Source organism: Pseudomonas sp. 8209, assembly GCF_028682105.1.
GTDB classification, from domain to species: domain Bacteria; phylum Pseudomonadota; class Gammaproteobacteria; order Pseudomonadales; family Pseudomonadaceae; genus Aquipseudomonas; species Aquipseudomonas palmensis.
In genome coordinates, this window is record NZ_JANIAH010000006.1 from 349,797 (window position 1) to 374,779 (window position 24,983).

A 24,983-nucleotide genomic window follows, 5' to 3' on the forward strand; every position below is an offset into this window, starting at 1 on the left:
AACTGCTATTTGCGAATAGCTTGTATGGTGGTGGAGCAGACGATTGAAGCCGTATGAGTCACCCTGTCCAAGTACCTCAGCGATGAGCTGAATGGACGATCCCCGCATGTAGTACCTGGAAATTTTTTGGAGCATGATCGATTCAGCGGACCGTGCATCCAGGAAAAAATGCCTTTCTATAAACGTAGGCATTCGTTCGGTTGAATTGTAAGCAGCAAAGGGGGACACCTAAGACATCATCAGGCACTGAGGGCCGGGGAAGAAGCTGGTCGCTTGGAGACCAACGGGCTCCAAGCGAGACAGACTTTAATCTTTACGATCAGTGCCTGGGCCTGACCGGCCCCTTACTCCACCGTCACCGACTTGGCCAGGTTGCGGGGCTGGTCGACGTCGGTGCCCTTGAGCACGGCCACGTAGTACGACAGCAATTGCAGCGGGATGGTGTACAGGATCGGTGCCAGCGCATCGATGATGTGCGGCATGGCGATCACATGGGTGCCCTCGCCATTGCTCATGCCAGCCTTCTCGTCGGCGAACACGATCAGCTCGCCGCCACGGGCGCGCACTTCCTGCAGGTTGGACTTGAGCTTCTCCAGCAGCTCGTTGTTCGGTGCCACGGTAACGACCGGCATGTCGGCATCCACCAGCGCCAGCGGGCCGTGCTTGAGCTCGCCAGCCGGGTAGGCTTCGGCGTGGATGTAGGAGATTTCCTTGAGCTTGAGCGCCCCTTCCATCGCCACCGGGAACTGCGCGCCACGGCCCAGGAACAGGGTGTGATGCTTGTCGGCGAACAGCTCGGACGTCTTCTCGATGGTGGCGTCCATCGCCAGCGCTTCGCCCAGGCGTACCGGCAGACGACGCAGTTGCTCGACCAGTTCGGCTTCGACGCCAGCCGGCAAGGTGCCACGCACGCGCCCCAGCGACAGGGTCAGCAACATCAGCGACACCAGCTGGGTGGTGAACGCCTTGGTCGAGGCCACGCCGATTTCCGGGCCGGCACGGGTCAGCAGGGTCAGGTCCGATTCACGCACCAGCGAGCTGATGCCGACGTTGCAGATGGCCAGGCTGGCAAGGAAGCCCAGCTCCTTGGCATTGCGCAGCGCCGCCAGGGTGTCGGCAGTTTCGCCCGACTGGGAAATCGACACGAACAGGGTGTCGGGCTGCACCACCACCTTGCGGTAGCGGAATTCACTGGCCACTTCGACCTGGCACGGAATGCCGGCCAGTTCTTCGAGCCAGTAACGCGCAACCATGCCCGCGTGGTAGCTGGTGCCACAGGCCACGATCTGTACATTGCGCACCTTGGGGAACAGCTCGGCCGCCTTGGGGCCGAAAGCCTGCACCAACACGTGATCCGAACCCAGGCGGTCTTCCAGGGTTCGCTGCACCACAGTGGGCTGCTCGTGGATTTCCTTGAGCATGAAGTGGCGGTAATGGCCCTTGTCGGCCGCCTCCGCACCTTCGTGGTACTGCACCGCCTCGCGCTGCACCAGCTGGCCATCGACGGCCCAGATGGTGATCTGGTCGCGGCGAATCTCGGCGATGTCGCCCTCCTCCAGGTACATGAAGCGGTCGGTGACCTGGCGCAGAGCCAGCTGGTCGGAGGCCAGGAAGTTCTCGCCGTGGCCCAGGCCGATCACCAGCGGGCTGCCGCTGCGGGCGGCCAGCAGGCGGTCTGGTTGGCTGGCGCTGATCACCGCCAGGCCATAGGCGCCATGCAGTTGCTTGACGGTCGCCTTGAGGGCGTCGGCCAGGTCCGGCAGGCTTTTGAGGGTGTGGTGCAGCAGGTGCACGATCACTTCGGTGTCGGTCTGCGAGGTGAATACGTAGCCCAGGCCCTTGAGCTGTTCACGCAGCACATCGTGGTTCTCGATGATGCCGTTGTGCACCACCGCCAGGTCGTGGCCGGAGAAATGCGGGTGTGCATTGCCTTCGGTTGGCGCGCCATGGGTCGCCCAGCGGGTGTGGGCGATACCCAGGTTGCCGACCAGCGGCTCGGCGGCAACGGCCGCTTCCAGCTCGCTGACCTTGCCGATGCGACGACGGCGTTCAAGGTGGCCCTGCTGGGTGAAGACAGCCAGGCCGGCACTGTCATAGCCGCGGTATTCCAGGCGCTTGAGGCCTTCGATCAGGATGGTGGTGATGTTGCGTTCGGCGACGGCGCCCACGATTCCACACATAGATGTTGCTCCTAGCTGATAGCGGCACAGATGAGGTTGATGCCGCGGGCTTGAATTTGATCGCGTGCCTCCTGGGGCAGGCGTTCGTCGGTAATCAGGGTATTCACGCTGGCCCAGGGCAGCTCCAGGTTGGGAATCTTGCGCCCGACCTTGTCCGACTCGACCATCACGATCACTTCGCGGGCCACCTCGGCCATCACCCGGCTCAACCCCAGCAATTCGTTGAAGGTGGTGGTGCCGCGCACCAGGTCGATACCATCGGCACCAATGAACAGCTGGTCGAAATCGTAGGAGCGTAGTACCTGCTCGGCAACCTGGCCCTGGAACGATTCGGAATGCGGGTCCCAGGTGCCGCCGGTCATCAGCAGTACCGGTTCGTGTTCCAGTTCGCTCAAGGCACGGGCCACGTTCAGCGAGTTGGTCATCACCACCAGCCCCGGTTGCTGACCCAGTTCGGGGATCATCGAAGCCGTGGTGCTGCCGCTGTCGATGATGATGCGCGCATGCTCGCGAATCCGCGCCACGGCGGCACGAGCGATGGCCTGTTTGTAGAGAGAGACGCGCTGGCCCTGGTCGGCGAACAGTTCCTGAGGCAGGGTCACCGCGCCACCGTAGCGGCGCAGCAGCAGGCCGTTGGCCTCCAACGCGGCGAGGTCCTTGCGAATGGTGACTTCGGAGGTTTCGAAACGCTTGGCCAGTGCATCCACACTCACCTCGCCCTGCTCATGCAGCAAGGCCAGGATGTTGTGGCGGCGTTGAGGTGTGTTTCGTTTCGACATGGGAAGTTAAGTTTCGATTCGAAAGATAATGACGCCAATCAAAACCTAAAGCTTTCATTTGGTCAAGCAGGCAATGAAACTATTTCTGTGGATAAGGCGCTGCTGGGGTCAGGTTATCCACACTCGAATGCCAGGCAAAAAAAAGCCGACTTATGCACAATGAGGTCGGCTTTTTCAGAGCTGTGGACAACTCAGCTCTTCTTGATCTTCTCTGGCCGTTTCCAGCCATCGATGTTGCGCTGACGACCGCGGGCCACGCCCAACTGGCCAGCCTCGACCGTCTGGGTGATGGTGGACCCCGCAGCAGTGGTGGCCCCATCGAGGATATCCACAGGCGCCACCAGCGAGTTGTTGGAACCGATGAAGACATCCTCGCCCAGTACGGTACGGAACTTGTTGGCACCGTCGTAGTTGCAGGTGATGGTGCCAGCACCGATATTGGTGCGCGCCCCCACCTCGGCATCACCCAGGTAGGTCAGGTGGCCTGCTTTGGCACCTTCACCCAGGTGGGCATTCTTCAGTTCGACAAAGTTACCCACATGCGCACGGGCATCCAGCACGCTGCCCGGGCGCAGCCGCGCGAACGGACCGGCATCGCTGCCCTCGCCCAGCACGGCACCTTCGAGGTGGCTGTTGGCCTTGACCACTGCGCCCTTGCGCAGGGTACTGTTCTTGATCACGCAGTTCGGGCCGATGACCACGTCATCCTCGATCACCACGCGGCCTTCGAGGATAACGTTGACGTCGATGAGCACGTCACGCCCCACGATGACTTCGCCGCGCACGTCGAAACGCGCCGGGTCACGCAGGGTCACGCCCTGGGCCATCAGGCGACAACCTTCGCGCAATTGATAATGACGCTCCAGTTCGGCCAACTGACGACGGTCGTTGGCGCCCTGCACTTCCATCGGGTCCAGCGGCTGCTCGGTGGCCACCACCAGGCCGTCGGCCACTGCCATGGCGATCACGTCGGTCAGGTAGTACTCACCCTGTGCGTTGTGGTTCGACAGGCGGCCCAGCCACTCGGCCAACCGAGCCCCCGGTACGGCAAGGATGCCGGTGTTGCCTTCATTGATCGCCTTCTGTGCGTCGCTGGCATCCTTGTGCTCGACAATGGCAGCCACCTGGCCCTGGTCGTCGCGCACGATACGGCCGTAGCCGGTCGGGTCGGCCAGGGTCACAGTGAGCAGGCCCAGTTGCTGCGGGTTTACCCTGGCCAGCAAACGCTGCAGGGTGTCCACCTCGATCAGCGGTACATCGCCGTAGAGGATCAGCACGGTGTCGGCACTGAGCGCCGGCAAGGCCTGGGCCACGGCGTGGCCTGTGCCCAGCTGTTTGTCCTGCAACACGAAATTCAGGTCATCGGCAGCCAGTCGCTCGCGAACCAGCTCGGCACCATGTCCGATCACCACGTGAATACCCTGGGGCTCGAGCTGGCGGGCGCTGTGGATAACATGGCCAAGCATCGAGTTGCCGGCGACCGGGTGCAGTACCTTGGGCACGGCCGAGCGCATGCGTGTGCCCTGGCCTGCCGCGAGAATAACGATATCGAGAGACATTGACTGGCTACCAAATCCGGGGAGAGGTCGATGAATGACCGAAATGAGATATGCAGAAAAAGAAAAAGGGTAGCCGAGGCTACCCTTTAACTCAATCGCGGCGAAAGCAATCAGCCTGTAGGCCGAATTACCTTCCCTTGCGCAACTGCTGGACGGTGCGCAGCTGAGCTGCGGCTTCGGCCAGACGTGCGGCAGCGGCGCCGTAGTCGAACTCCGCGCCTTTGGCGTTCAGGGCGTTCTCGGCAGCCTTGAGGGCTTCCTGGGCCTGAGCTTCGTCCAGGTCGGCAGCACGTTGCACGGTATCGGCAAGCACCTTGACCATGTTCGGCTGGACCTCGAGGAAACCACCAGAGATGTAGAACACCTCTTGGGCGCCACCCTGCTTGGTCAGCGTGATCGGACCAGGCTTCAGATTAGTGATCAGCGGGGCGTGGCCTGGAGCGATACCAAGATCACCCAGGTTGCCGTGCGCAATCACCATCTCGACCAGGCCGGAGAAGATCTCTCCTTCCGCGCTGACGATATCGCAATGGACTGTCATAGCCATCTGCTTGCCTCAACCTGATTAGCGCCCCTCGCGGGGCGCCGGGATTACAGTTTCTTGGCTTTCTCGACTGCTTCTTCGATGCCGCCGACCATGTAGAACGCTTGTTCTGGCAGGTGGTCGTAGTCACCGTTGAGGATGCCTTTGAAGCCAGCAATGGTGTCTTTCAGGGAAACGTATTTGCCTGGAGAACCGGTGAAGACTTCAGCCACGAAGAACGGCTGGGACAGGAAGCGCTGGATCTTACGAGCACGGGAAACCAGTTGCTTGTCGGTCTCGGACAGTTCGTCCATGCCCAGGATCGCAATGATGTCCTTCAGCTCTTTGTAGCGCTGCAGCACGTACTGAACGCCGCGAGCGGTTTCGTAGTGCTCGTTGCCGATCACGTTGGGGTCCAGCTGGCGCGAAGTCGAGTCCAGTGGATCGACCGCTGGGTAGATACCCAGGGAGGCGATGTCACGGGACAGTACGACGGTGGCGTCCAAGTGGGCGAAGGTGGTGGCTGGCGACGGGTCGGTCAGGTCGTCCGCAGGTACGTATACGGCCTGGATCGAGGTGATCGAACCTTCCTTGGTCGAAGTGATACGTTCTTGCAGAACGCCCATCTCTTCAGCCAGGGTCGGCTGGTAACCTACCGCCGAAGGCATACGGCCCAGCAGTGCGGATACTTCGGTACCGGCCAGGGTGTAACGATAGATGTTGTCGACGAACAGCAGAACGTCGTTACCTTCGTCACGGAACTTCTCGGCCATGGTCAGGCCGGTCAGCGCTACGCGCAGACGGTTTCCTGGTGGCTCGTTCATCTGACCGTAGACCAGCGCTACCTTGTCGAGAACGTTGGAGTCCTTCATCTCGTGGTAGAAGTCGTTACCCTCACGAGTACGCTCACCCACACCGGCGAACACGGAATAACCGCTGTGCTCGATGGCGATGTTACGGATCAGCTCCATCATGTTTACGGTCTTGCCTACACCGGCACCACCGAACAGACCAACTTTACCGCCTTTGGCAAACGGGCAGACCAGGTCGATAACCTTGATGCCGGTTTCCAGCAGGTCGTTGCCGCCTGCCTGGTCAGCGAACGAAGGTGCTTCGCGGTGAATGCCCCAGCGCTCTTCTTCACCGATCGGACCAGCTTCGTCGATCGGGTTGCCCAGCACGTCCATGATCCGGCCCAGGGTCGCTTTACCGACCGGTACGGAGATGGCTGCGCCGCTGTCGACGACGTCCAGACCGCGCTTCAAGCCTTCGGTCGAGCCCATCGCAATGGTACGGACCACGCCGTCGCCCAGCTGCTGCTGAACTTCCAGGGTGGTTTCCGCGCCTTGTACTTTCAGTGCGTTGTACACGCTCGGCACGCTGTCACGTGGGAATTCCACGTCGATGACGGCGCCGATGATTTGAACGATACGTCCGCTACTCATAGCTGGATCCTCTGAATATTTGAACCGTTAAACCGCGGCAGCGCCGCCGACGATTTCCGAGATCTCTTGGGTGATCGCAGCCTGACGCGCCTTGTTGTAGATCAGCTGCAATTCGCTGATCAGGTCGCCGGCGTTGTCGGTGGCGTTCTTCATTGCGATCATCCGCGCAGCTTGTTCGGCCGCGTTGTTCTCGACCACCGCCTGGTAGACCTGCGACTCCACGTAACGCACCATCAGGCCGTCCAGCAGCTCCTTGGCGTCAGGTTCGTAGAGGTAGTCCCAGTGGTGCTTGAGTTCTTGATCCGGGGTTGCAACCAACGGAATCAACTGCTCGACCGTTGGGGCTTGCGTCATGGTATTGATGAACTTGTTCGATACCACGGACAGACGATCGATACGACCATCCAGGTAAGCGTCCAGCATGACCTTGACGCTGCCGATCAGATCATTGATCGACGGCTCTTCGCCCAGGTGGCTGATCGCTGCAACGACGTTACCGCCGTAGCTGCGGAAAAACGCCGCACCTTTGCTGCCCACCACGCACAGGTCGATTTCGACCCCTTGCTCGCGGTTGGCTGCCATGTCCTTGACCAGGGCCTTGAACAGGTTGGTGTTCAAGCCACCGCACAGACCACGGTCACTGCTCACAACCACATAACCGGCGCGCTTGACAGGGCGTTCGATCATGAAGGGGTGGCGGTATTCCGGGTTGGCGTTGGCCAGATGACCAATCACCTGGCGGATACGCTCCGCATAGGGACGGCTAGCAGCCATGCGCATTTGAGCCTTGCGCATCTTGCTGACCGCCACTTTTTCCATGGCGCTGGTAATTTTTTGCGTGCTTTTGATGCTCGCAATCTTACTGCGAATCTCTTTTGCGCCTGCCATGTAACACCTATCAGGTTAGCAAGCGGGGGCTGCAAAGCCCCCGCTGCGGCTTACCAGGTTTGGGTGGCCTTGAACTTCTCGATACCGGCTTTGATGCCAGCGTCGATTTCGTCGTTGAAGTCACCCTTCACGTTGATCTTCGCCATCAGTTCGGCGTGATCACGGTTGAAGAAAGCGATCAGCGCTTGTTCGAAGCTGCCGATCTTGGTGATTTCGACGTCGGTCAGGAACCCACGCTCAGCGGCATACAGCGACAGCGCCATGTCCGCGATGGACATTGGAGCGTATTGCTTCTGCTTCATCAGCTCGGTAACACGTTGACCGTGCTCGAGTTGCTTGCGGGTGGCTTCGTCCAGGTCAGAAGCGAACTGGGCGAATGCCGCCAGTTCACGGTACTGAGCCAGAGCGGTACGGATACCACCGGAGAGCTTCTTGATGATCTTGGTCTGAGCGGCACCACCTACACGGGATACCGAAACACCGGCGTTCACTGCAGGACGGATGCCCGAGTTGAACATGGCCGATTCCAGGAAGATCTGACCGTCGGTGATCGAGATCACGTTGGTCGGAACGAACGCGGAAACGTCGCCAGCCTGGGTTTCGATGATCGGCAGTGCGGTCAGCGAGCCGGTCTTGCCAGTTACGGCACCGTTGGTGAACTTCTCTACGTACTCTTCGGAAACGCGCGATGCACGCTCCAGGAGGCGGGAGTGGAGATAGAACACGTCACCTGGGTATGCTTCGCGTCCTGGTGGACGGCGCAGCAGCAGGGAGATCTGACGGTAGGCAACAGCCTGCTTGGACAGGTCATCGTAGACGATCAGTGCGTCTTCGCCGCGGTCACGGAAGAACTCGCCCATGGTGCAACCGGCGTATGGCGCCAGGAATTGCAGTGCGGCGGATTCCGAAGCACTGGCAACCACCACGATGGTGTTGGCCAGGGCGCCGTTTTCTTCCAGCTTGCGAACGATGTTGGCAACGGTCGAACGCTTCTGGCCGACAGCAACATACACACAGAAAATACCGGAGTCTTTCTGGTTGATGATGGCGTCGATGGCCATGGCGGTCTTGCCGATCTGACGGTCACCGATGATCAGCTCACGCTGGCCACGGCCGACAGGGATCATGGCGTCAACCGATTTGTAGCCAGTCTGTACAGGCTGGTCTACCGATTTACGCCAGATAACGCCCGGTGCAACCTTTTCAACAGCGTCGGTCTCGGTGTTGTTCAGCGGACCTTTGCCATCGATTGGGTTACCCAGTGCGTCGACGACGCGACCCAGCAGTTCCTTACCAACCGGAACTTCGAGGATGCGGCCGGTGCACTTGGCGCTCATGCCTTCAGCGAGGGTGTCGTACGCGCCCAGTACTACCGCACCAACGGAGTCTTGCTCCAGGTTGAGGGCCATACCGAACACGCCGCCCGGAAACTCGATCATTTCGCCGTACATAGCGTCGGCCAGACCGTGAATCCGCACGATACCGTCAGAAACGCTGACGACAGTACCTTCGTTGCGGGCTTGGGAGGCTACATCGAGTTTCTCGATGCGGCCCTTGATGATTTCACTAATTTCGGAAGGATTGAGTTGCTGCATTGCTCTGCTGCCCCTTCAAACTCAAGATTTCAATGCTTCGGCCAGTTTCGCGATTTTGCCGCGTACTGAGCCATCGATAACCAGGTCGCCGGCGCGGATTACGACACCACCGATCAGGCTGGCATCCTCCGTCGCGTGCAGGCGCACTTCCCGGCTGAGTCGTGCACTGAGAACCTTGGCGAGTTTGTCTTGCTGTTCTTGGTTCAACGCAAAAGCACTGGTGACTTCCACGTCCACGGATTTCTCTTGTTCGGCCTTGTACAGATCGAACAGAACCGAAATCTCCGGCAACAGCAGGAGACGTTCGTTTTCCGCGGCAACATGAATGAAATTCTGTGCCTGTGCATCGAACTTGTCACCGCACACGTCAATAAACGCGGCGGCCTTTTCTGCGCTCGTCAGTCGCGGGGCCTTGAGCAGGCGCTGCATTGTGTCGTCTTGAGACACTGCAGCAGCCAGGCCGAGCATGGCTGACCAATTGGCCAGTTGCTGATGGGCCTGGGCGTGCTCAAAGGCCGCCTTAGCGTAAGGTCGGGCCAACGTGGTCAGTTCTGCCATGATCGCCCTCGCTTAAATTTCAGCGGCCAGTTTATTAACCAGCTCCGCATGCGCGTTTTGATCGATTGTGGCGCCAAGGATCTTTTCAGCACCGTTGACGGCCAGGCTACCCACTTGGGCGCGCAGCGCGTCTTTGACACCGTTCAGTTCCTGTTCGATCTCGGCTTGAGCCTGGGCCTTCACACGGTCAGCTTCGACGCGAGCCTGGTCACGGGCTTCCTCGACGATCTGGTTACCGCGTTTCTTGGCTTGCTCAATGATTTCGGCTGCCTGAGCTTTAGCTTCGCGCAGTTGCTGACCCGCTTTATCTTGGGCCAGCTCCAGGTCGCGAGCTGCTCGGTTGGCAGCGTCCAGTCCTTCCGCGATCTTCTTCTGACGTTCTTGCAAAGCCGCGATGACCGGAGGCCACACGAACTTCATGCAAAACAGTACAAAAATGAAGAACGCAACGGACTGGCCAATCAGGGTTGCATTAATGTTCACGCCAACACCTCGCTCGTTCTAAGTCCATCACACCAATCCACTCGAAAATTCGAGTGATTAGCCAGCGATTTGACCAACGAAGGGATTAGCGAAGGTGAAGAACAGAGCGATACCAACACCGATCATGGTCACGGCGTCGAGCAGACCGGCGACGATGAACATTTTGACTTGCAGCATCGGAACCATTTCTGGCTGGCGAGCAGCGCCTTCCAGGAACTTGCCGCCCAGCAGGCCGAAACCAATGGCGGTACCCAGGGCACCCAGGCCGATCAGCAGAGCAACAGCGATAGCGGTAAGACCAACTACAGTTTCCATCTTTCCTCCCGACTTTTACGTCGTATTGGTTAGGTTTTTTAGTTTGAAGCGGTAAAACAAAATCGTTTGGTACAGCTGCCCTTGCGGACTTTTTCGACCTCCCCCCACCCCGGCGGAGAGGCCTCAGACACGCCAGGCGGTCTTAATGGTTATCTTCGTGAGCCATCGACAGGTAGACGATGGTAAGCATCATGAAGATGAACGCTTGCAGGGTGATGATCAGGATGTGGAACACAGCCCACGCCCATTGCAGCACCACGCCCAGGCCGCTCAGCCACAGCAGACCGGCACCGAACATCACGGCGATCAGGATGAACACCAGCTCGCCGGCATACATGTTGCCGAACAGACGCAGGGCCAGCGAGATCGGCTTGGCGATCAGGGTCACGAATTCCAGCAGGAAGTTGACCGGGATCAGCAGGATCTGGACGAAGATGTTCTTGCTGCCGAACGGGTGCAGGGTCAGCTCGCCGATGAAGCCGCCGATGCCCTTGACCTTGATGCTGTAGAAGATGATCAGCGCGAACACGCAGAAGGCCATCGCGATGGTGGCGTTCGGGTCGGTGGTGGATACGGCACGGAACGGGATGTGCGGATCACCGGAGATCAGCATCGCCAGTTGCGGGATCCAGTCGACCGGGATCAGGTCGACGGCGTTCATCAGGAACACCCACACGAAGATGGTCAGGGCCAGCGGTGCGATGACCGGGCTGCGGCCGTGGAACGAATCCTTGACGCTGCCGTTGACGAATTCGACCATCACCTCGACGAAGTTCTGCAGGCCGCCGGGTTGACCGGAAGTCGCTTTTTTCGCCGCCATGCGGAACAGGAGGATGAAGATCAGACCCAGCGCAACGGACCAACCCAGGGTGTCCACGTGGAACGCCCAGAAGCCCATTGCCTTGGCTTCTGCTGCGGAATGGGCAAAGCCCCAACCGCCGTCTGGTAATTGCCCGAAGGTCAAGTTCTGCAAGTGGTGCTGGATATAGCCCGAAGCGGTTTCTGCTGCCATGTTTGCCTCAAACGCCCTAAGGTCTCGAAAGTCTCGTTTTTATCAGCAGGGGCGCGAACCAGCTGACCAACTGGGTCAGCAAGAAGACGCCGAATACTGCTAATGGCGCCAATGGCTTCACTCCTGCGAACGTCAATGCGAACAGCACTGCCGTCAAAATCAATTTGCCTGCCTCGCCAGCGTAGAACGACTTGACGATGGCCTGCGCTGCCCTGGCGCCGGTGTAACGGAACGCCTTGTAGGCAAAGTACAGATTCGGCAGCCAGGCGATCAGTCCTCCGCAGAGTGCCGAATAGCCGCTGACCACCCCATGCCACTGCCACACCCCCAACGATGCCAGCAGCAACACGACAAATTGAGCGAACAGTACCGGAAAAACCGCCCAGCGATGGAAAGGCAAGCGGTTTGGCGTGCGGGTCTCCATCACAACTGCTCCTCGAAAGTCGACCAACCAGTCAGTAATGACTTGGCATAATTTGTGCCGACAAAATGCGCGCAGAGTATAGGGGCGCTTGGACCCCTATTCAACTGCTGGGTAGTGATTTCCGACTGCGCGCTACAAAGCGAATTGTTTCAGCGGATGTGAGCAAGCACGCCCTGCAACTCGTCCAGGGAGTTGTAACGGATCACCAACTGGCCTTTGCCCTTGTTGCCGTGACGGATCTGTACCGCCGAGCCCAGCCGCTCTGCCAGACGCTGTTCAAGGCGGGTGATGTCCGGATCGGGCTTGGCCGGTTCCACCGGCTCGGGCTTGCCGCTGAGCCACTGGCGAACCAGGGCTTCGGTCTGGCGTACGGTCAGGCCTCGTGCGACAACGTGTCGCGCCCCGTCGACCTGCTGTTCTTCAGGCAAACCGAGCAGCGCACGGGCATGACCCATCTCCAGGTCGCCGTGGGACAGCATGGTCTTGATGACTTCCGGCAGCGAGATCAGGCGCAGCAGGTTGGCCACGGTCACCCGCGACTTGCCCACAGCATCCGCGACCTGTTGCTGGGTCAGCTGGAACTCCTGCTGCAGGCGCTGCAGCGCGATGGCCTCTTCCACCGGGTTGAGGTCTTCGCGCTGGATGTTCTCGATCAGCGCCATGGCGATGGCGGTTTCATCCGGCACATCGCGCACCATCGCCGGGATGGTCTCCATGCCGGCCTGTTGGCTGGCGCGCCAGCGGCGTTCGCCGGCGATGATCTCGAAGCGGTCGTCGCCGATCGGGCGGACCACGATCGGCTGCATCACGCCCTGGCTCTTGATCGAGTGCGCCAGTTCTTCAAGGGCCTGCGGGTCCATGTCCCGACGGGGCTGGTATTTGCCGCGCTGGATCAGGTCCAGCGGCAGGTGTTGCAGTTCTTTCTGGTCGACCTTGACAGCCTGCTCTTCGAGCGCGCTGACGGTAGGACCACTGAGCAGTGCATCCAACCCACGTCCGAGACCTCGTTTCTTAACGGCCATGCGGATTCCTTAAGTTGCCTGTGCGGCAGTGCGGGTTTGACGGCGTTGACGGCGTACCAGTTCACCGGCCAGGGCCAGATAGGCCAGGGCACCACGGGACTGCTTGTCGTAGGCCAGGGCCGGCATACCGAAGCTCGGGGCCTCGGCCAGGCGGATGTTGCGCGGGATCACCGTATCGTAGAGCTGCTCGCCGAAGTGTTCCTTGAGCTGCGCGGACACGTCGTTGATCAGGCTCAGGCGCGGGTCGTACATGGTGCGCAACAGGCCTTCGATCTTGAGCTGCGGATTGAGCTTGGCAGCGATGCGCTTGATGTTATCCACAAGGTCGCTCAAGCCTTCCAAGGCAAAGTATTCACATTGCATCGGAATGATCACGCCATCGGCGGCCACCAGGGCATTGAGCGTCAGCATCGACAGCGACGGCGGGCAGTCGATCAGGATGTAGTCGTAACTCTCGCGGATCGGCGCCAGCGCTGTGCGCAGCCGGCTCTCCTTCATCTGCATTTCGAGCAGAACCACTTCGGCCGCAGTGAGGTCGCGGTTGGCCGGCAGCAGTTGATAACCACCGTGTTCGGACACGTGCATGGCCTGAGCCAGGTCGCACTCGCCGATCAGCAGGTCATAGACCGAATGTTCAAGGACGTGTTTATCCACACCGCTACCCATGGTGGCGTTGCCCTGTGGATCGAGGTCAATCAGCAGCACGCGGCGCTTGGTAGCCACCAGCGATGCAGCGAGATTGATGCAGGTGGTGGTCTTGCCCACACCACCTTTCTGGTTCGCGATCGCGAATACCTTAGCCATTCTTGCTTGTGTTCCCAGTCATGCCGTGCGGCGCAGTATCAGCAGATGGCGCTGGCCTTGGCAACCCGGAACGGTCAAGGCCTGCTCGCTATCCACTTTGAAATCTGCCGGCAATGCTACCAGCTCATCAGCCGGATGCAGCCCTTTCATTGCCAGCCACTGCGTCTGGGCGTCGCCAAGGTGGCGCGTCCAATTGGTGAAGTTCTCCATGCTGCTGAAAGCACGAGAAACAATTCCGGAGAAAGGCTGTTCCGGCTGGAACGCCTCGACCCGGCTGTGGATAACTTGCAGGTTATCCAGCTTCAGCTCCAGTTTCACCTGGGTGAGGAAGCGGGTTTTCTTGCCGTTGCTGTCCAGCACCGTGACCTGCTTGTGCGGATGCAGGATAGCCAGGGGAATGCCCGGCATGCCGCCGCCGCTACCGACGTCGAGCCAGCGCTCGCTGTCGCTGTGGATAAACGGCATGACGCTCAGGCTGTCCAGCAGGTGGCGGGACACCATTTCGTCGGGATTGCGCACTGCAGTCAGGTTGTAAGCCTTGTTCCACTTGATCAGCAGCGCCAGATAAGCCAGCAGTTGCGCGTGCTGGGCCTCGCTCAGCTCGACACCAAGCTGGCGGGCACCTGTGGACAACTCCTGGGCGTGTTGAGGGGTGACCATAGAACTCAAGCGCTTTGCTCCAACTCGCGGCCTGCGCCGCGTTTTTTCAGGTGAATCAGCAACAGGGAAATAGCCGCCGGGGTCACGCCGGGAACGCGCGAGGCCTGGCCGAGTGTCTCTGGGCGGGCCTGGCTGAGCTTACCCTGAATCTCCTTGGACAACCCGGAAATACCAGCGTAGTCGATATCCTCGGGCAGGCGGGTGTCTTCGCTTGCCCGCAGGCGAGCGATTTCTTCCTGTTGCCGGTCGATGTAACCAGCGTATTTGGTCTTGATCTCGACCTGTTCGGCCACCTGAGGGTCGATTTCTCCACCGCCGGTCACTTCCACCAACCCGGCATAGTCGATTTCCGGGCGGGTCAGCAGGTTGAGCAGGTTGTATTCATGGCTGAGCGGCGTGCCGAACTTATCCACAATCGCCTGGCCCATCGCGGTATTGGGCTGAACCCAGGTGGACTTCAGGCGTTGCTCCTCGCGCTCGATGCTTTCGCGCTTGGCGCTGTACGCGGCCCAGCGTGCATCGTCGACCAGGCCCAGTTCACGGCCTTTTTCGGTCAGACGCAGGTCGGCGTTGTCTTCACGCAGAATCAGGCGGTACTCGGCCCGCGAGGTGAACATGCGGTACGGCTCCTGGGTACCCAGGGTGATCAGGTCGTCGACCAACACCCCGATGTACGCCTCGTCGCGGCGCGGGCACCAGCTTTCGCGGCCCTGTGCACGCAGCGCGGCGTTGGCACCAGCCAGCAGCCCCTGCGCGCCGGCCTCTTCGTAACCGGTGGTGCCGTTGATCTGGCCGGCAAAGAACAACCCGCCGATGGCCTTGGTTTCCAGGCTGTACTTCAGGTCACGCGGGTCGAAGTAGTCGTATTCGATGGCATAGCCCGGGCGCACGATGTGCGCGTTTTCCATGCCGCGGATCGAACGCACCAACTGCAGCTGCACGTCGAACGGCAGGGATGTGGATATCCCGTTCGGGTACAGCTCGTGGGTATTGAGCCCTTCTGGCTCGATGAATACCTGGTGGCTCTGCTTGTCGGCAAACCGGTGGATCTTGTCTTCGATCGACGGGCAGTAACGCGGGCCGATGCCCTCGATCACGCCGGAGTACATCGGCGAACGATCGAGGTTGGAAGCAATGATCTCGTGAGTGCGTTCGTTGGTGTGGGTAATCCAGCAACTGACCTGACGCGGGTGCATGGCCTTGTCGCCCATGAACGACATCACCGGTATCGGGGTGTCACCGGCCTGTTCGGTCATCACCGAGAAATCCACCGAACGCCCGTCGATACGCGGCGGCGTGCCGGTTTTCAGGCGACCCATGCGCAGCGACAGCTCACGCATGCGGTGCGCCAGAGCGATGGCCGGCGGATCGCCGGCACGCCCACCGGAATAATTCTGCAGACCGATGTGGATAAGTCCGCTGAGGAAGGTACCCGTGGTCAGCACCACAGAATCGGCATGGAAACGCAGACCCATCTGCGTGACGACGCCGCGTACCTGGTCCTGCTCGACGATCAGGTCGTCACAGGCCTGCTGGAATATCCACAGGTTGGGCTGGTTTTCGAGAATCTCGCGTACCACGGCCTTGTAGATGGCGCGGTCGGCCTGGGCGCGGGTTGCACGCACCGCCGGGCCTTTGCGGTTGTTCAAAACGCGGAATTGGATACCGCTCTTGTCGGTAGCCAGGGCCATGACACCGCCCAGCGCATCGATCTCCTTGACCAGATGGCTCTTGCCAATACCGCCAATGGCCGGGTTGCAGCTCATGTGCCCGAGGGTTTCCACGTTGTGGGTCAGCAGCAGGGTTTTCACACCCATGCGTGCAGACGCAAGCGCAGCCTCGGTTCCGGCATGGCCGCCGCCGATGACGATCACTTCAAAACGGGAAGGGAAATCCACCACGCACCTCGTGCCTGTTTCGGGAATAGATAGGAATAACGCACAAGTATAGGGACTTACCCCCCTTCTAGGAACCGCTTGAACAAAATTTAACCAGCCTGTGGATGAGTGGCTGACAATAGAAATAAAGAGAGAGAAATTTATTAAAGCTTTGTTTTTATGTTTATTCTTAGTGAGGAACCTTTCTGTGGATAAACCTCTACAGCCCTTATTCCACCTTATGTACAGAGGTTCAAAAGGCTGTGGTCTAGTGGCCATGAGGGGTCTGGATAAGCGCCTTAAGCCTGTGGATGAAACACCCACTTATCAACAGGGTGAGTTATCTCCAGCCTTGAGGCCGGGTTATCAACCGAGCTGAGGCGGGGTTTTCCACAGGGCTTATTCTGCGGTTTGTGAGTAAGACAGGCACGCGAAAGCCCCGGAGCGTTCCAGAATTCTCGACAGGAGATAAAAAATTGAGGGGGATGACAGCCGACAACGAGGCCCTGGATCGGCCCCGTTGTGGATAAACGGACTACTTGCCGATGCAGAAGCTGGAGAAGATGCGCCCCAGCAGGTCATCGGAGCTGAAGGCGCCGGTAATTTCGCCCAGGGACTGCTGGGCCTGGCGCAGGTCTTCGGCCAGCAGCTCTCCAGCGCCCGCCAGGGTCAATTGCGCATGACCGTGGTCCAGGTGCGAACTGGCCTGGCGCAGGGCGTCCAGGTGGCGCCGGCGGGCACTGAAGCCGCTTTCGGCAGTCTGTTCGTAACCCATGCAGGCCTTGAGGTGATCGCGCAGCAGTTCCAGGCCCTGGTCGGCGCCCTTGGCACTGAGGGTGATGGTGACGTGACCATCGTCGGACAACTGCAGGCCCACGGGGTCGCCACTGAGGTCGGCCTTGTTGCGAATCAGCGTGACCTTGGCCGGGTCGGGGCGCTGTTCAAGGAATTCAGGCCACAATGCGAACGGATCATCGGCTTCAGGTGCCGTGGCATCCACCACCAACAGTACCCGATCGGCCTCGCCAATGGCCTTGAGGGCACGTTCCACCCCAATCTTTTCCACATGGTCTTCTGTATCGCGCAGGCCGGCGGTGTCCACCACGTGCAACGGCATGCCGTCGATGTGGATATGTTCGCGCAGCACATCCCGGGTAGTACCGGCGATGTCCGTCACGATGGCCGCCTCGCGCCCGGCCAGTGCGTTGAGCAGGCTGGACTTGCCGGCATTCGGCCGCCCGGCGATCACCACCGTCATGCCATCGCGCAACAGCGCACCCTGCCCCGCCTCGCGCTGCACTGTGGATAAACTTTCGCGCACCTCCTCGAGCATGCGCAGGACGTGGCCATCGACAAGAAAATCGATTTCCTCTTCGGGAAAGTCGATTGCCGCCTCGACGTAGATACGCAGGCTGATCAGTTTTTCGGTGAGGTTATCCACACGGCGGGAAAATTCGCCCTGCAACGAGCGCAGCGCATTACGCGCCGCCTGTGCAGAACTGGCCTCGATCAGGTCGGCGATGGCTTCGGCCTGCGCCAGGTCGAGCTTGTCGTTGAGAAAGGCGCGCTCGCTGAATTCGCCCGGACGCGCCAGGCGGCAACCCAGTTCCACGCAGCGCTGCAGCAGCATGTCGAGCACAACCGGGCCGCCGTGGCCCTGCAGTTCCAGCACATCTTCACCGGTAAAGGAGTTGGGCCCGGGAAAATACAGGGCAATGCCTTCATCCAGCACCAGGCCATCGTCGCCCTTGAACGGACCGTAATGGGCATACCGCGGGGTGAGCTCACGACCGGTGATGGCCAACCCGGCCTTGCTGGCCAGCGGTCCGGAAATACGCACGATTCCTACACCGCCACGACCCTGGGCAGTGGCAATTGCAGTGATGGTTTCACGACGAGCATTCATCAGCGAAGGCCTCAGACAAAAACGACAGATAGCAAAACGCCCCACGAGGGGGCGTTTTATCCACAGGTTAGCTGGCTAACCCGTCAAGCGGTGGCTTTGTTGCTCGCCGCTTCGATCTTGCGGGTGATGTACCACTGCTGTGCGATCGACAGGCAGTTGTTCACAACCCAGTACAGCACCAGACCTGCCGGGAACCACAGGAAGAAGAAGGTGAAGATGATCGGCATCAGCTTCATCACCTTTGCCTGCATCGGATCCGGCGGCGTCGGGTTCAGGCGCTGCTGGATGAACATGGTCGCGCCCATGATGATCGGCAGGATGAAGAACGGATCCTTGATCGACAGGTCGGTAATCCAGAACATCCACGGGGCCTGGCGCATTTCAACGCTTTCCAGCAATACCCAGTAGAGCGAAAGGAAGACTGGCATCTGCACCAGGATCGGCAGGCAGCCGCCCAGCGGGTTGATCTTCTCTTTCTTGTACAGCTCCATCATGGCCTGCGACATCTTCTGCCGGTCATCGCCATGTTGCTCTTTCAGCGCGGCCAGTTTAGGTGCCACGGCACGCATGCGCGCCATCGACTTGTAGCTGGCAGCGGACAGCGGGAAGAACAGCAGCTTGATCAGCATGGTCAGGACGATGATCGACCAGCCCCAGTTGCCGAGCAGCTCATGGATATGTTGCAGCAGCCAGAAGATCGGCTGGGCAATGAACCACAGGATGCCGTAGTCGACGGTCAGCTCCAGGCCCGGGGACAGCGCCTTGAGTTTTTCCTGGCTCTTGGGACCGGCGTACAGCAGCGTGCTGGTTTCGCCCTGGGCGCCGGCAGCCACGTTCAGCTCCGGACCGGTGAACCCGATGATGTAGTTGCCCTGGCTGTCCTTGCGTGTCTGAACAACGTTGTTGTCCGACTTGTTGGGAATCCAGGCGGTCACGAAGTAGTGCTGCAACCAGGCAACCCAGCCGCCGGTAACATTTTCTTTCAAACTACCTTTGTCGATGTCCTTCATCGACACTTTCTTGTACGGCTCGGCACTTGTCCACAGGGCGGCGCCCAGATAGGTGGCGGTACCGGTGGCGGTGCTCGACGACGGATCGGAGCTGGCATCGCGCTTGAGCTGTGCAAACAGGTTGCCTGTCCACGGCTTGCCGCTCTGGTTGTCGATCAGGTGAGTGACTTTCAGGTCATATTCACCACGGTTCAGGGTGAAACGCTTGATGTAGTTCACACCCGCGTCGCTGAACTTGAGGTCGACGACCAGTTGGTTCTGGCCATCGGCCAGTTGATAACTTTTCTGCTCGGCGGAATACAGCGGGCGACCAGCGGCACGTGCATCGGGGCCGTTGGCACCGGTCAGGCCGCTCTGAGCCAGGTAAACGCGCTCGCCGCCGTTATCGAACAGCTGGAACGGAATTTCCGGATGGTCCTGGCGACGTGGATATTTCGGCAGGGTCAGCTGCGCGATATCACCGCCATTGGGGTTGATAGCCAGGTCGAGGACATCGGTCTTGACCCTAATCAGGTCTGTGCTGACGGCAACCGGTGCAATTTCTGCAGGGGTGGTTTCAGCAGTGGCGCTCGGAACATCGGCGCTGGCGCCGGATGTGCCAACGGTCGGGGTATCGGGCAAGCCCGGCGCGACGGTGCTGGCAGCAGTATTCTGAGTCGGCAGGGCAGCCTGGCCGTAGTCCTGGTTCCACTTGAGGACCATGACATAGGACACGATTGCCAGGGCGGCGATCAGGATCGTGCGTTTAATATCCATGATTACTCGGCTATCGAAGAAGAAGTACGGGAAGTGGGAGCAGGCGGAACCGGGTCATAACCGCCGGCATTCCACGGATGACAACGCCCGAGACGACGAGCGGTCAACCATCCACCGCGCAATGCGCCATGTGTTTCGATGGCTTCAATCGCATAGGTGGAACAGGTCGGATAGAAACGACAGTGGCTGGCCATCAGAGGGCTAATGGCGTAACGGTAAAACTGGATCGGAACGAGTACCAGTTTACGCATCTGGACGGTCTACCCCTGCAGATTCGCTGTTAACCACTGGAGCGGGCCGACTGCGTGCAAGGCGCTTCCAGAGCTTGCCAAAATGTTGGTGCAATTCTGGGTTTTCTACGTCGCCCAGGCCTTTGCGCGCGACGATCACGATGTCCCAACCGGCCAGCAAATGCTGGTGGAGACGAAACGAATCGCGCATCAAACGCTTCAAGCGGTTGCGTTGAACGGAGAGCTTGACGCTCTTTTTCCCGATCACGAGCCCCAGGCGGGGATGATCCAGGCCGTTCTCGCGGGCAAGGAGCAAGAGACTCTTGCCTGGCACCTTGCCGGATGGAGAGTCAAAGACCGCTTTGAAGTGTCGGGGTGTCAGAAGACGTTTTTCCCGACTGAAGTCCTGACTCACCACCTGTGCCGAAAAATCAAACTGCCAGACGCTTACGGCCTTTGGCACGACGGCGGGACAGTACGGCACGGCCGTTCTTGGTAGCCATACGGGCACGGAAACCGTGAGTGCGGGCGCGCTTGATGGTGCTTGGTTGGAAAGTACGTTTCATGGCGTGTTACCTGGTTCGTCGACAACGGGCCGGAATGGCCCCCGTTTTAAGAGACCGGCGATTCTAGAGAAAGCAGCGCCATAGGTCAATTTCCAACCAGCTTTTCCTTATGGATAAAAAACCGGGCGCCTTCGCATGCTCGTCCACAGGCCTGTGCCCCGGATGACAGGGACACAGCCTTGCCGGACGCTTAAACATAGAAAAAAGAAGAGAAGGTATTTAAAGCTTTTTTGTAAATCTTATAGAACTTAGGCAGCTGTTTTCTGTGGATAGAACGCTACAGGCCTTGTTCTACGTACTGTACAGAGAAAAGAAACCCTGTCGGGAAGCGGTGCTCTGGCTGTGCTGTGCAGGCGCAAAAGCTGTGGATTAAAAGGCCTGTTATCCACAGCGCAGTTATCCACCGATTTCGACCCCCAGTTGTGCAAAGTGCTCAGGCATGGTTATCCACAGGGCTTATTCACAGCGGTAAAGTGACGTTTTTGCCACTAACCTGCTGATTTATCGCCACCCTCGACACACCTGCATGTGGATAACTGCGCTGGTGGTCGGTACAATGGCCGCTTGTTTTTGCCTCACCGGCGTTCAACTCAGGGGATATCCGTGTCAGTGGAACTTTGGCAGCAGTGCGTGGACCTTCTGCGCGACGAACTGCCTGCCCAGCAATTCAACACCTGGATCCGTCCGCTACAGGTCGAAGCCGAAGGCGACGAGTTGCGCGTCTATGCGCCTAACCGGTTCGTACTCGATTGGGTCAATGAAAAGTACCTGGGTCGCTTGCTCGAACTGCTGGGCGAACACGGCAACGGCATCGCCCCTGCGCTTTCCTTATTAATAGGCAGCCGACGCAGTTCGGCACCCCGTGCTGCGCCCAACGCACCGCTCGCCGCCTCGGTCGCCGCTTCCCAGGCCCAGCAGGCTGCCCAGGTCGCTGCCGTGGCAGCCCCGGCAGCGCCAGCACCTGCGCCGGCAGCGCCACAGGTCGAAGATGCACCTTCGCGCGACAGCTTCGACTCGATGGGCGAGAACACTGCCGTGGTGGCTCCACCCAGCAGCCGTACCGAACAACGTACTGTGCAGGTAGAGGGTGCGCTCAAACACACCAGCTACCTGAACCGCACCTTCACCTTCGAGAATTTCGTCGAGGGCAAGTCCAACCAGCTGGCCCGCGCGGCAGCCTGGCAGGTCGCCGACAACCCCAAGCATGGCTACAACCCGTTATTCCTCTATGGCGGGGTGGGCCTGGGTAAGACGCACTTGATGCACGCTGTGGGTAACCACCTGCTCAAGAAGAATCCGAATGCCAAGGTGGTGTACCTGCACTCGGAGCGCTTCGTAGCCGACATGGTCAAGGCGTTGCAGCTCAATGCCATCAACGAGTTCAAGCGCTTCTACCGCTCGGTCGATGCGCTTCTGATTGACGACATTCAATTCTTTGCCCGCAAGGAGCGTTCGCAGGAGGAGTTTTTCCACACCTTCAACGCCCTGCTCGAAGGTGGCCAGCAGGTGATTCTCACCAGCGACCGCTACCCCAAGGAAATCGAAGGCCTCGAGGAGCGCCTCAAGTCCCGCTTTGGCTGGGGCCTGACCGTTGCCGTAGAGCCGCCGGAGCTCGAGACCCGCGTTGCGATCCTGATGAAGAAGGCCGACCAGGCCAAGGTCGACCTGCCACATGACGCTGCGTTCTTCATTGCCCAGCGCATCCGCTCCAACGTGCGGGAACTGGAAGGCGCGCTGAAGCGGGTCATTGCCCACTCGCACTTCATGGGCCGCGATATCACCATCGAGTTGATTCGCGAGTCGCTCAAGGATCTGCTGGCACTGCAGGACAAGCTGGTGAGTGTGGATAACATTCAGCGCACAGTGGCCGAGTACTACAAGATCAAGATTTCCGATCTGCTGTCCAAGCGGCGTTCGCGTTCGGTGGCCAGGCCGCGTCAGGTGGCCATGGCCCTGTCCAAGGAACTGACCAACCACAGCCTGCCGGAAATCGGCGACGTCTTCGGCGGCCGCGATCACACCACGGTGTTGCACGCGTGCCGCAAGATCAACGAACTCAAGGAATCCGACGCGGATATCCGCGAGGACTACAAGAACCTGCTGCGGACCCTGACGACGTGATGAACGTCAGCGCGGCTTTTTTTTAAGGCAAGGGACTAGACCATGCATTTCACCATTCAACGCGAAGCCCTGTTGAAACCCCTGCAACTGGTCGCAGGCGTCGTCGAGCGCCGCCAGACCTTGCCGGTATTGTCCAACGTGCTGCTGGTGGTCCAGGGCCAGCAACTGTCGCTTACAGGTACTGACCTGGAAGTGGAACTGGTTGGCCGTGTGCAACTGGAACACCCTGCCGAGCCTGGCGAGATCACCGTACCTGCACGCAAGCTGATGGATATCTGCAAGAGCCTGCCGAGCGAAGCGGAGATCAGCATCAAGGTCGACGAGCAGAAGGTCATCATCAAGGCCGGCCGCAGCCGTTTCACCTTGTCGACCCTGCCAGCCAACGATTTCCCCACCGTCGAGGAAGGCCCGGGTTCGCTGACCTGCACCCTGGAGCAGAGCCGTCTGCGCCGCCTGATCGAGCGCACCAGCTTCGCAATGGCCGTCCAGGACGTGCGCTACTACCTGAACGGCATGCTGCTGGAAGTCTCCACCGGCACTCTGCGCGCGGTCGCCACCGATGGTCACCGTCTGGCCATGTGCTCGATGCAGGCCGATATCGGTCAGGCTGATCGCCACCAGGTGATCGTGCCTCGCAAGGGTATCCTTGAGCTGGCGCGCCTGCTCACTGATCCGGAAGGCACCGTTGCCATCGTGCTGGGTCAGCAACACATTCGCGCCACTACTGGCGAATTCACCTTCACCTCCAAGCTGGTGGATGGCAAGTTCCCGGACTACGAGCGCGTATTGCCAAAGGGCGGCGACAAACTGGTACTGGGTGATCGCCAGGCACTTCGCGAAGCGTTCAGCCGTACCGCGATTCTGTCCAACGAAAAGTACCGCGGCATTCGTCTGCAACTGGCGGCTGGCCAACTGAAGATTCAGGCCAACAACCCTGAGCAGGAAGAAGCCGAAGAAGAGATCGGCGTCGACTACAACGGCGGTTCGCTGGAAATCGGTTTCAACGTGAGCTACCTGCTCGACGTGCTGGGCGTGATGACCACCGAACAGGTTCGTCTGATCCTGTCCGATTCCAACAGCAGCGCCCTGCTGCAAGAGGCGGACAATGACGATTCTGCATACGTCGTCATGCCGATGCGCCTGTAATTTGTCCAGCACTCGCTAGATGTCCCTCAGTCGCGTTTCAGTCACCGCGGTGCGCAACCTGCACCCGGTGACCTTCTCCCCCTCCCCCCGCATCAACATCCTGTATGGCGCCAACGGCAGCGGCAAAACCAGCGTGCTGGAAGCCATCCATTTGCTCGGCCTGGCCCGTTCATTTCGCAGCACTCGCCTTACACCGGTCATCCAGTATGAAGAACTGGCGTGTACGGTATTCGGCCAGGTCGAACTGAATGAAGGTGGTTCCAGCAACCTGGGCATATCGCGGGAACGGCAAGGGGATTTCACCATTCGCATCGACGGGCAGAACGCTCGCAGTGCCGCCCAACTGGCAGAGATACTGCCGCTGCAACTGATCAACCCGGACAGTTTTCGCCTGCTCGAAGGTGCGCCCAAGATTCGCCGGCAATTCCTGGATTGGGGGGTGTTCCACGTGGAACCTCGCTTCATGTCCACCTGGCAGCGCCTGCAGAAGGCCCTGCGGCAGCGGAACTCATGGTTGCGGCATGGTACACTTGACGCTGTTTCGCAAGCAGCCTGGGACCGGGAGTTATGCCTGGCCAGTGCGGAAATCGACGAGTACCGCCGTAATTACATCAAAGCGCTGAAACCCGTCTTCGAACTAACCTTGAGCGAATTGCTGGAGCTCGAGGGGCTGACCCTGAGTTACTACCGAGGGTGGGACAAGGACAGAGACCTCAGCGAGGTCCTGGCTGGCTCGCTCCAGCGGGATCAGCAGATGGGCCACACACAGGCAGGTCCGCAACGTGCGGATCTGCGACTCAGGTTAGGCGCCAACAACGCGGCCGATATCCTGTCTCGCGGCCAGCAGAAACTGGTGGTGTGCGCACTGCGTATCGCCCAGGGGCATCTGGTCAGCCAGGCACGCCGCGGCCAATGTATTTATCTGGTGGATGACCTGCCGTCCGAATTGGACGAGCAGCACCGTCGTGCACTTTGCCGCTTGCTGGAAGACTTACGCTGCCAGGTGTTTATCACCTGTGTAGACCACGAATTATTGAGGGAAGGCTGGCAGACGGATACGCCAGTTGCCTTGTTCCACGTGGAACAAGGCCGTATCACCCAGACCCACGACCATCGGGAGTGAA

General features: G+C 59.7%; 24 protein-coding genes. 3 read left to right on the forward strand and 21 right to left on the reverse strand.

Annotated features, from left to right (window positions below; translation table 11 throughout):
• Positions 1 to 344: 344 nt before the first annotated feature.
• From glmS to rpmH, 21 genes are all read right to left on the reverse strand, one after another.
• A complete protein-coding gene (gene glmS / locus NP552_RS15650; protein ID WP_274096896.1) occupies positions 345 to 2,180 on the reverse strand; it encodes a glutamine--fructose-6-phosphate transaminase (isomerizing) in 1,836 nt (611 codons plus the stop codon).
• An 11-nt stretch (positions 2,181 to 2,191) separates the two neighbouring features.
• Positions 2,192 to 2,959: a DeoR/GlpR family DNA-binding transcription regulator gene (locus NP552_RS15655; RefSeq protein ID WP_043860660.1), complete on the reverse strand. Its 768-nt coding sequence runs from the start codon at positions 2,957 to 2,959 to the stop codon at positions 2,192 to 2,194.
• A gap of 191 nt (positions 2,960 to 3,150) precedes the next feature.
• The gene (gene glmU, locus NP552_RS15660) at positions 3,151 to 4,518 is read right to left on the reverse strand and encodes a bifunctional UDP-N-acetylglucosamine diphosphorylase/glucosamine-1-phosphate N-acetyltransferase GlmU (protein WP_253086847.1); all 1,368 of its coding nucleotides are present in this window, start codon (positions 4,516 to 4,518) and stop codon (positions 3,151 to 3,153) included.
• 127 nt (positions 4,519 to 4,645) lie between these two features.
• Positions 4,646 to 5,065, reverse strand: coding sequence for a F0F1 ATP synthase subunit epsilon (locus NP552_RS15665; protein WP_043860662.1), 420 nt, complete (start codon positions 5,063 to 5,065; stop codon positions 4,646 to 4,648).
• A 44-nt stretch (positions 5,066 to 5,109) separates the two neighbouring features.
• Positions 5,110 to 6,486, reverse strand: a complete 1,377-nt coding sequence (gene atpD / locus NP552_RS15670) for a F0F1 ATP synthase subunit beta (protein WP_043860663.1) — start codon at positions 6,484 to 6,486, stop codon at positions 5,110 to 5,112.
• Positions 6,487 to 6,513: 27 nt separating this feature from the next.
• On the reverse strand, positions 6,514 to 7,374 hold the full coding sequence (gene atpG, locus NP552_RS15675) for a F0F1 ATP synthase subunit gamma (RefSeq protein WP_054916061.1): 861 nt from the start codon (positions 7,372 to 7,374) through the stop codon (positions 6,514 to 6,516).
• A gap of 50 nt (positions 7,375 to 7,424) precedes the next feature.
• Positions 7,425 to 8,969, reverse strand: coding sequence for a F0F1 ATP synthase subunit alpha (gene atpA, locus NP552_RS15680; protein ID WP_043860665.1), 1,545 nt, complete (start codon positions 8,967 to 8,969; stop codon positions 7,425 to 7,427).
• A gap of 21 nt (positions 8,970 to 8,990) precedes the next feature.
• Positions 8,991 to 9,527, reverse strand: coding sequence for a F0F1 ATP synthase subunit delta (locus NP552_RS15685; protein WP_274096897.1), 537 nt, complete (start codon positions 9,525 to 9,527; stop codon positions 8,991 to 8,993).
• Between the two features lie 12 nt (positions 9,528 to 9,539).
• Positions 9,540 to 10,010, reverse strand: a complete 471-nt coding sequence (locus NP552_RS15690) for a F0F1 ATP synthase subunit B (RefSeq protein ID WP_043860667.1) — start codon at positions 10,008 to 10,010, stop codon at positions 9,540 to 9,542.
• Between the two features lie 57 nt (positions 10,011 to 10,067).
• A complete protein-coding gene (atpE, locus tag NP552_RS15695) occupies positions 10,068 to 10,325 on the reverse strand; it encodes a F0F1 ATP synthase subunit C (RefSeq protein ID WP_003097235.1) in 258 nt (85 codons plus the stop codon).
• A 142-nt stretch (positions 10,326 to 10,467) separates the two neighbouring features.
• On the reverse strand, positions 10,468 to 11,337 hold the full coding sequence (gene atpB / locus NP552_RS15700; RefSeq protein WP_043860668.1) for a F0F1 ATP synthase subunit A: 870 nt from the start codon (positions 11,335 to 11,337) through the stop codon (positions 10,468 to 10,470).
• Positions 11,338 to 11,353: 16 nt separating this feature from the next.
• Positions 11,354 to 11,761 carry a F0F1 ATP synthase subunit I gene (locus NP552_RS15705; RefSeq protein ID WP_043860669.1) on the reverse strand — a complete coding sequence of 136 codons (408 nt, stop codon included), beginning with the start codon at positions 11,759 to 11,761 and terminating at the stop codon, positions 11,354 to 11,356.
• 149 nt (positions 11,762 to 11,910) lie between these two features.
• Positions 11,911 to 12,783: a ParB/RepB/Spo0J family partition protein gene (locus NP552_RS15710; protein WP_043860670.1), complete on the reverse strand. Its 873-nt coding sequence runs from the start codon at positions 12,781 to 12,783 to the stop codon at positions 11,911 to 11,913.
• Positions 12,784 to 12,792: 9 nt separating this feature from the next.
• The gene (locus NP552_RS15715) at positions 12,793 to 13,587 is read right to left on the reverse strand and encodes a ParA family protein (protein WP_043860671.1); all 795 of its coding nucleotides are present in this window, start codon (positions 13,585 to 13,587) and stop codon (positions 12,793 to 12,795) included.
• A gap of 18 nt (positions 13,588 to 13,605) precedes the next feature.
• On the reverse strand, positions 13,606 to 14,256 hold the full coding sequence (rsmG, locus tag NP552_RS15720; protein WP_100634892.1) for a 16S rRNA (guanine(527)-N(7))-methyltransferase RsmG: 651 nt from the start codon (positions 14,254 to 14,256) through the stop codon (positions 13,606 to 13,608).
• A complete protein-coding gene (mnmG, locus tag NP552_RS15725; RefSeq protein WP_274096898.1) occupies positions 14,253 to 16,145 on the reverse strand; it encodes a tRNA uridine-5-carboxymethylaminomethyl(34) synthesis enzyme MnmG in 1,893 nt (630 codons plus the stop codon). The genes rsmG and mnmG overlap by 4 nt, the downstream gene beginning before the upstream one ends.
• Positions 16,146 to 16,659: 514 nt before the next feature.
• Positions 16,660 to 18,030: a tRNA uridine-5-carboxymethylaminomethyl(34) synthesis GTPase MnmE gene (gene mnmE / locus NP552_RS15730; protein ID WP_274096899.1), complete on the reverse strand. Its 1,371-nt coding sequence runs from the start codon at positions 18,028 to 18,030 to the stop codon at positions 16,660 to 16,662.
• Between the two features lie 83 nt (positions 18,031 to 18,113).
• Positions 18,114 to 19,796: a membrane protein insertase YidC gene (gene yidC / locus NP552_RS15735; RefSeq protein ID WP_043860674.1), complete on the reverse strand. Its 1,683-nt coding sequence runs from the start codon at positions 19,794 to 19,796 to the stop codon at positions 18,114 to 18,116.
• 2 nt (positions 19,797 to 19,798) lie between these two features.
• On the reverse strand, positions 19,799 to 20,047 hold the full coding sequence (yidD, locus tag NP552_RS15740) for a membrane protein insertion efficiency factor YidD (RefSeq protein WP_078481305.1): 249 nt from the start codon (positions 20,045 to 20,047) through the stop codon (positions 19,799 to 19,801).
• Complete coding sequence (gene rnpA, locus NP552_RS15745; RefSeq protein WP_196933215.1) at positions 20,040 to 20,444, reverse strand: ribonuclease P protein component; 405 nt, start codon at positions 20,442 to 20,444, stop codon at positions 20,040 to 20,042. The genes yidD and rnpA overlap by 8 nt, the downstream gene beginning before the upstream one ends.
• A gap of 13 nt (positions 20,445 to 20,457) precedes the next feature.
• Positions 20,458 to 20,592 carry a 50S ribosomal protein L34 gene (gene rpmH / locus NP552_RS15750; RefSeq protein ID WP_002551315.1) on the reverse strand — a complete coding sequence of 45 codons (135 nt, stop codon included), beginning with the start codon at positions 20,590 to 20,592 and terminating at the stop codon, positions 20,458 to 20,460.
• Positions 20,593 to 21,195: 603 nt separating this feature from the next.
• Here rpmH and dnaA point away from each other — a divergent pair.
• The 3 genes from dnaA to recF are packed head-to-tail and all read left to right on the forward strand — an operon-like array spanning position 21,196 to position 24,982.
• The gene (dnaA, locus tag NP552_RS15755) at positions 21,196 to 22,713 is read left to right on the forward strand and encodes a chromosomal replication initiator protein DnaA (RefSeq protein ID WP_123753552.1); all 1,518 of its coding nucleotides are present in this window, start codon (positions 21,196 to 21,198) and stop codon (positions 22,711 to 22,713) included.
• Positions 22,714 to 22,755: 42 nt separating this feature from the next.
• Positions 22,756 to 23,859: a DNA polymerase III subunit beta gene (gene dnaN, locus NP552_RS15760; protein WP_043860677.1), complete on the forward strand. Its 1,104-nt coding sequence runs from the start codon at positions 22,756 to 22,758 to the stop codon at positions 23,857 to 23,859.
• 19 nt (positions 23,860 to 23,878) lie between these two features.
• Entirely contained in the window at positions 23,879 to 24,982 is a 1,104-nt protein-coding gene (gene recF, locus NP552_RS15765) for a DNA replication/repair protein RecF (protein ID WP_274096900.1), read from the forward strand.
• The last annotated feature ends 1 nt before the right edge of the window (position 24,983 follow it).

Coding starts and splice junctions, on each gene's coding strand:
- glmS (WP_274096896.1), bottom strand. CDS start 2,180: ATGTGTGGAATCGTGGGCGCCGTCGCCGAACGCAACATCACCACCATC.
- NP552_RS15655 (WP_043860660.1), bottom strand. CDS start 2,959: ATGTCGAAACGAAACACACCTCAACGCCGCCACAACATCCTGGCCTTG.
- glmU (WP_253086847.1), bottom strand. CDS start 4,518: ATGTCTCTCGATATCGTTATTCTCGCGGCAGGCCAGGGCACACGCATG.
- NP552_RS15665 (WP_043860662.1), bottom strand. CDS start 5,065: ATGGCTATGACAGTCCATTGCGATATCGTCAGCGCGGAAGGAGAGATC.
- atpD (WP_043860663.1), bottom strand. CDS start 6,486: ATGAGTAGCGGACGTATCGTTCAAATCATCGGCGCCGTCATCGACGTG.
- atpG (WP_054916061.1), bottom strand. CDS start 7,374: ATGGCAGGCGCAAAAGAGATTCGCAGTAAGATTGCGAGCATCAAAAGC.
- atpA (WP_043860665.1), bottom strand. CDS start 8,969: ATGCAGCAACTCAATCCTTCCGAAATTAGTGAAATCATCAAGGGCCGC.
- NP552_RS15685 (WP_274096897.1), bottom strand. CDS start 9,527: ATGGCAGAACTGACCACGTTGGCCCGACCTTACGCTAAGGCGGCCTTT.
- atpE (WP_003097235.1), bottom strand. CDS start 10,325: ATGGAAACTGTAGTTGGTCTTACCGCTATCGCTGTTGCTCTGCTGATC.
- atpB (WP_043860668.1), bottom strand. CDS start 11,337: ATGGCAGCAGAAACCGCTTCGGGCTATATCCAGCACCACTTGCAGAAC.
- NP552_RS15705 (WP_043860669.1), bottom strand. CDS start 11,761: ATGGAGACCCGCACGCCAAACCGCTTGCCTTTCCATCGCTGGGCGGTT.
- NP552_RS15710 (WP_043860670.1), bottom strand. CDS start 12,783: ATGGCCGTTAAGAAACGAGGTCTCGGACGTGGGTTGGATGCACTGCTC.
- NP552_RS15715 (WP_043860671.1), bottom strand. CDS start 13,587: ATGGCTAAGGTATTCGCGATCGCGAACCAGAAAGGTGGTGTGGGCAAG.
- mnmE (WP_274096899.1), bottom strand. CDS start 18,030: ATGAATGCTCGTCGTGAAACCATCACTGCAATTGCCACTGCCCAGGGT.
- yidC (WP_043860674.1), bottom strand. CDS start 19,796: ATGGATATTAAACGCACGATCCTGATCGCCGCCCTGGCAATCGTGTCC.
- yidD (WP_078481305.1), bottom strand. CDS start 20,047: ATGCGTAAACTGGTACTCGTTCCGATCCAGTTTTACCGTTACGCCATT.
- rpmH (WP_002551315.1), bottom strand. CDS start 20,592: ATGAAACGTACTTTCCAACCAAGCACCATCAAGCGCGCCCGCACTCAC.
- dnaN (WP_043860677.1), top strand. CDS start 22,756: ATGCATTTCACCATTCAACGCGAAGCCCTGTTGAAACCCCTGCAACTG.
- recF (WP_274096900.1), top strand. CDS start 23,879: ATGTCCCTCAGTCGCGTTTCAGTCACCGCGGTGCGCAACCTGCACCCG.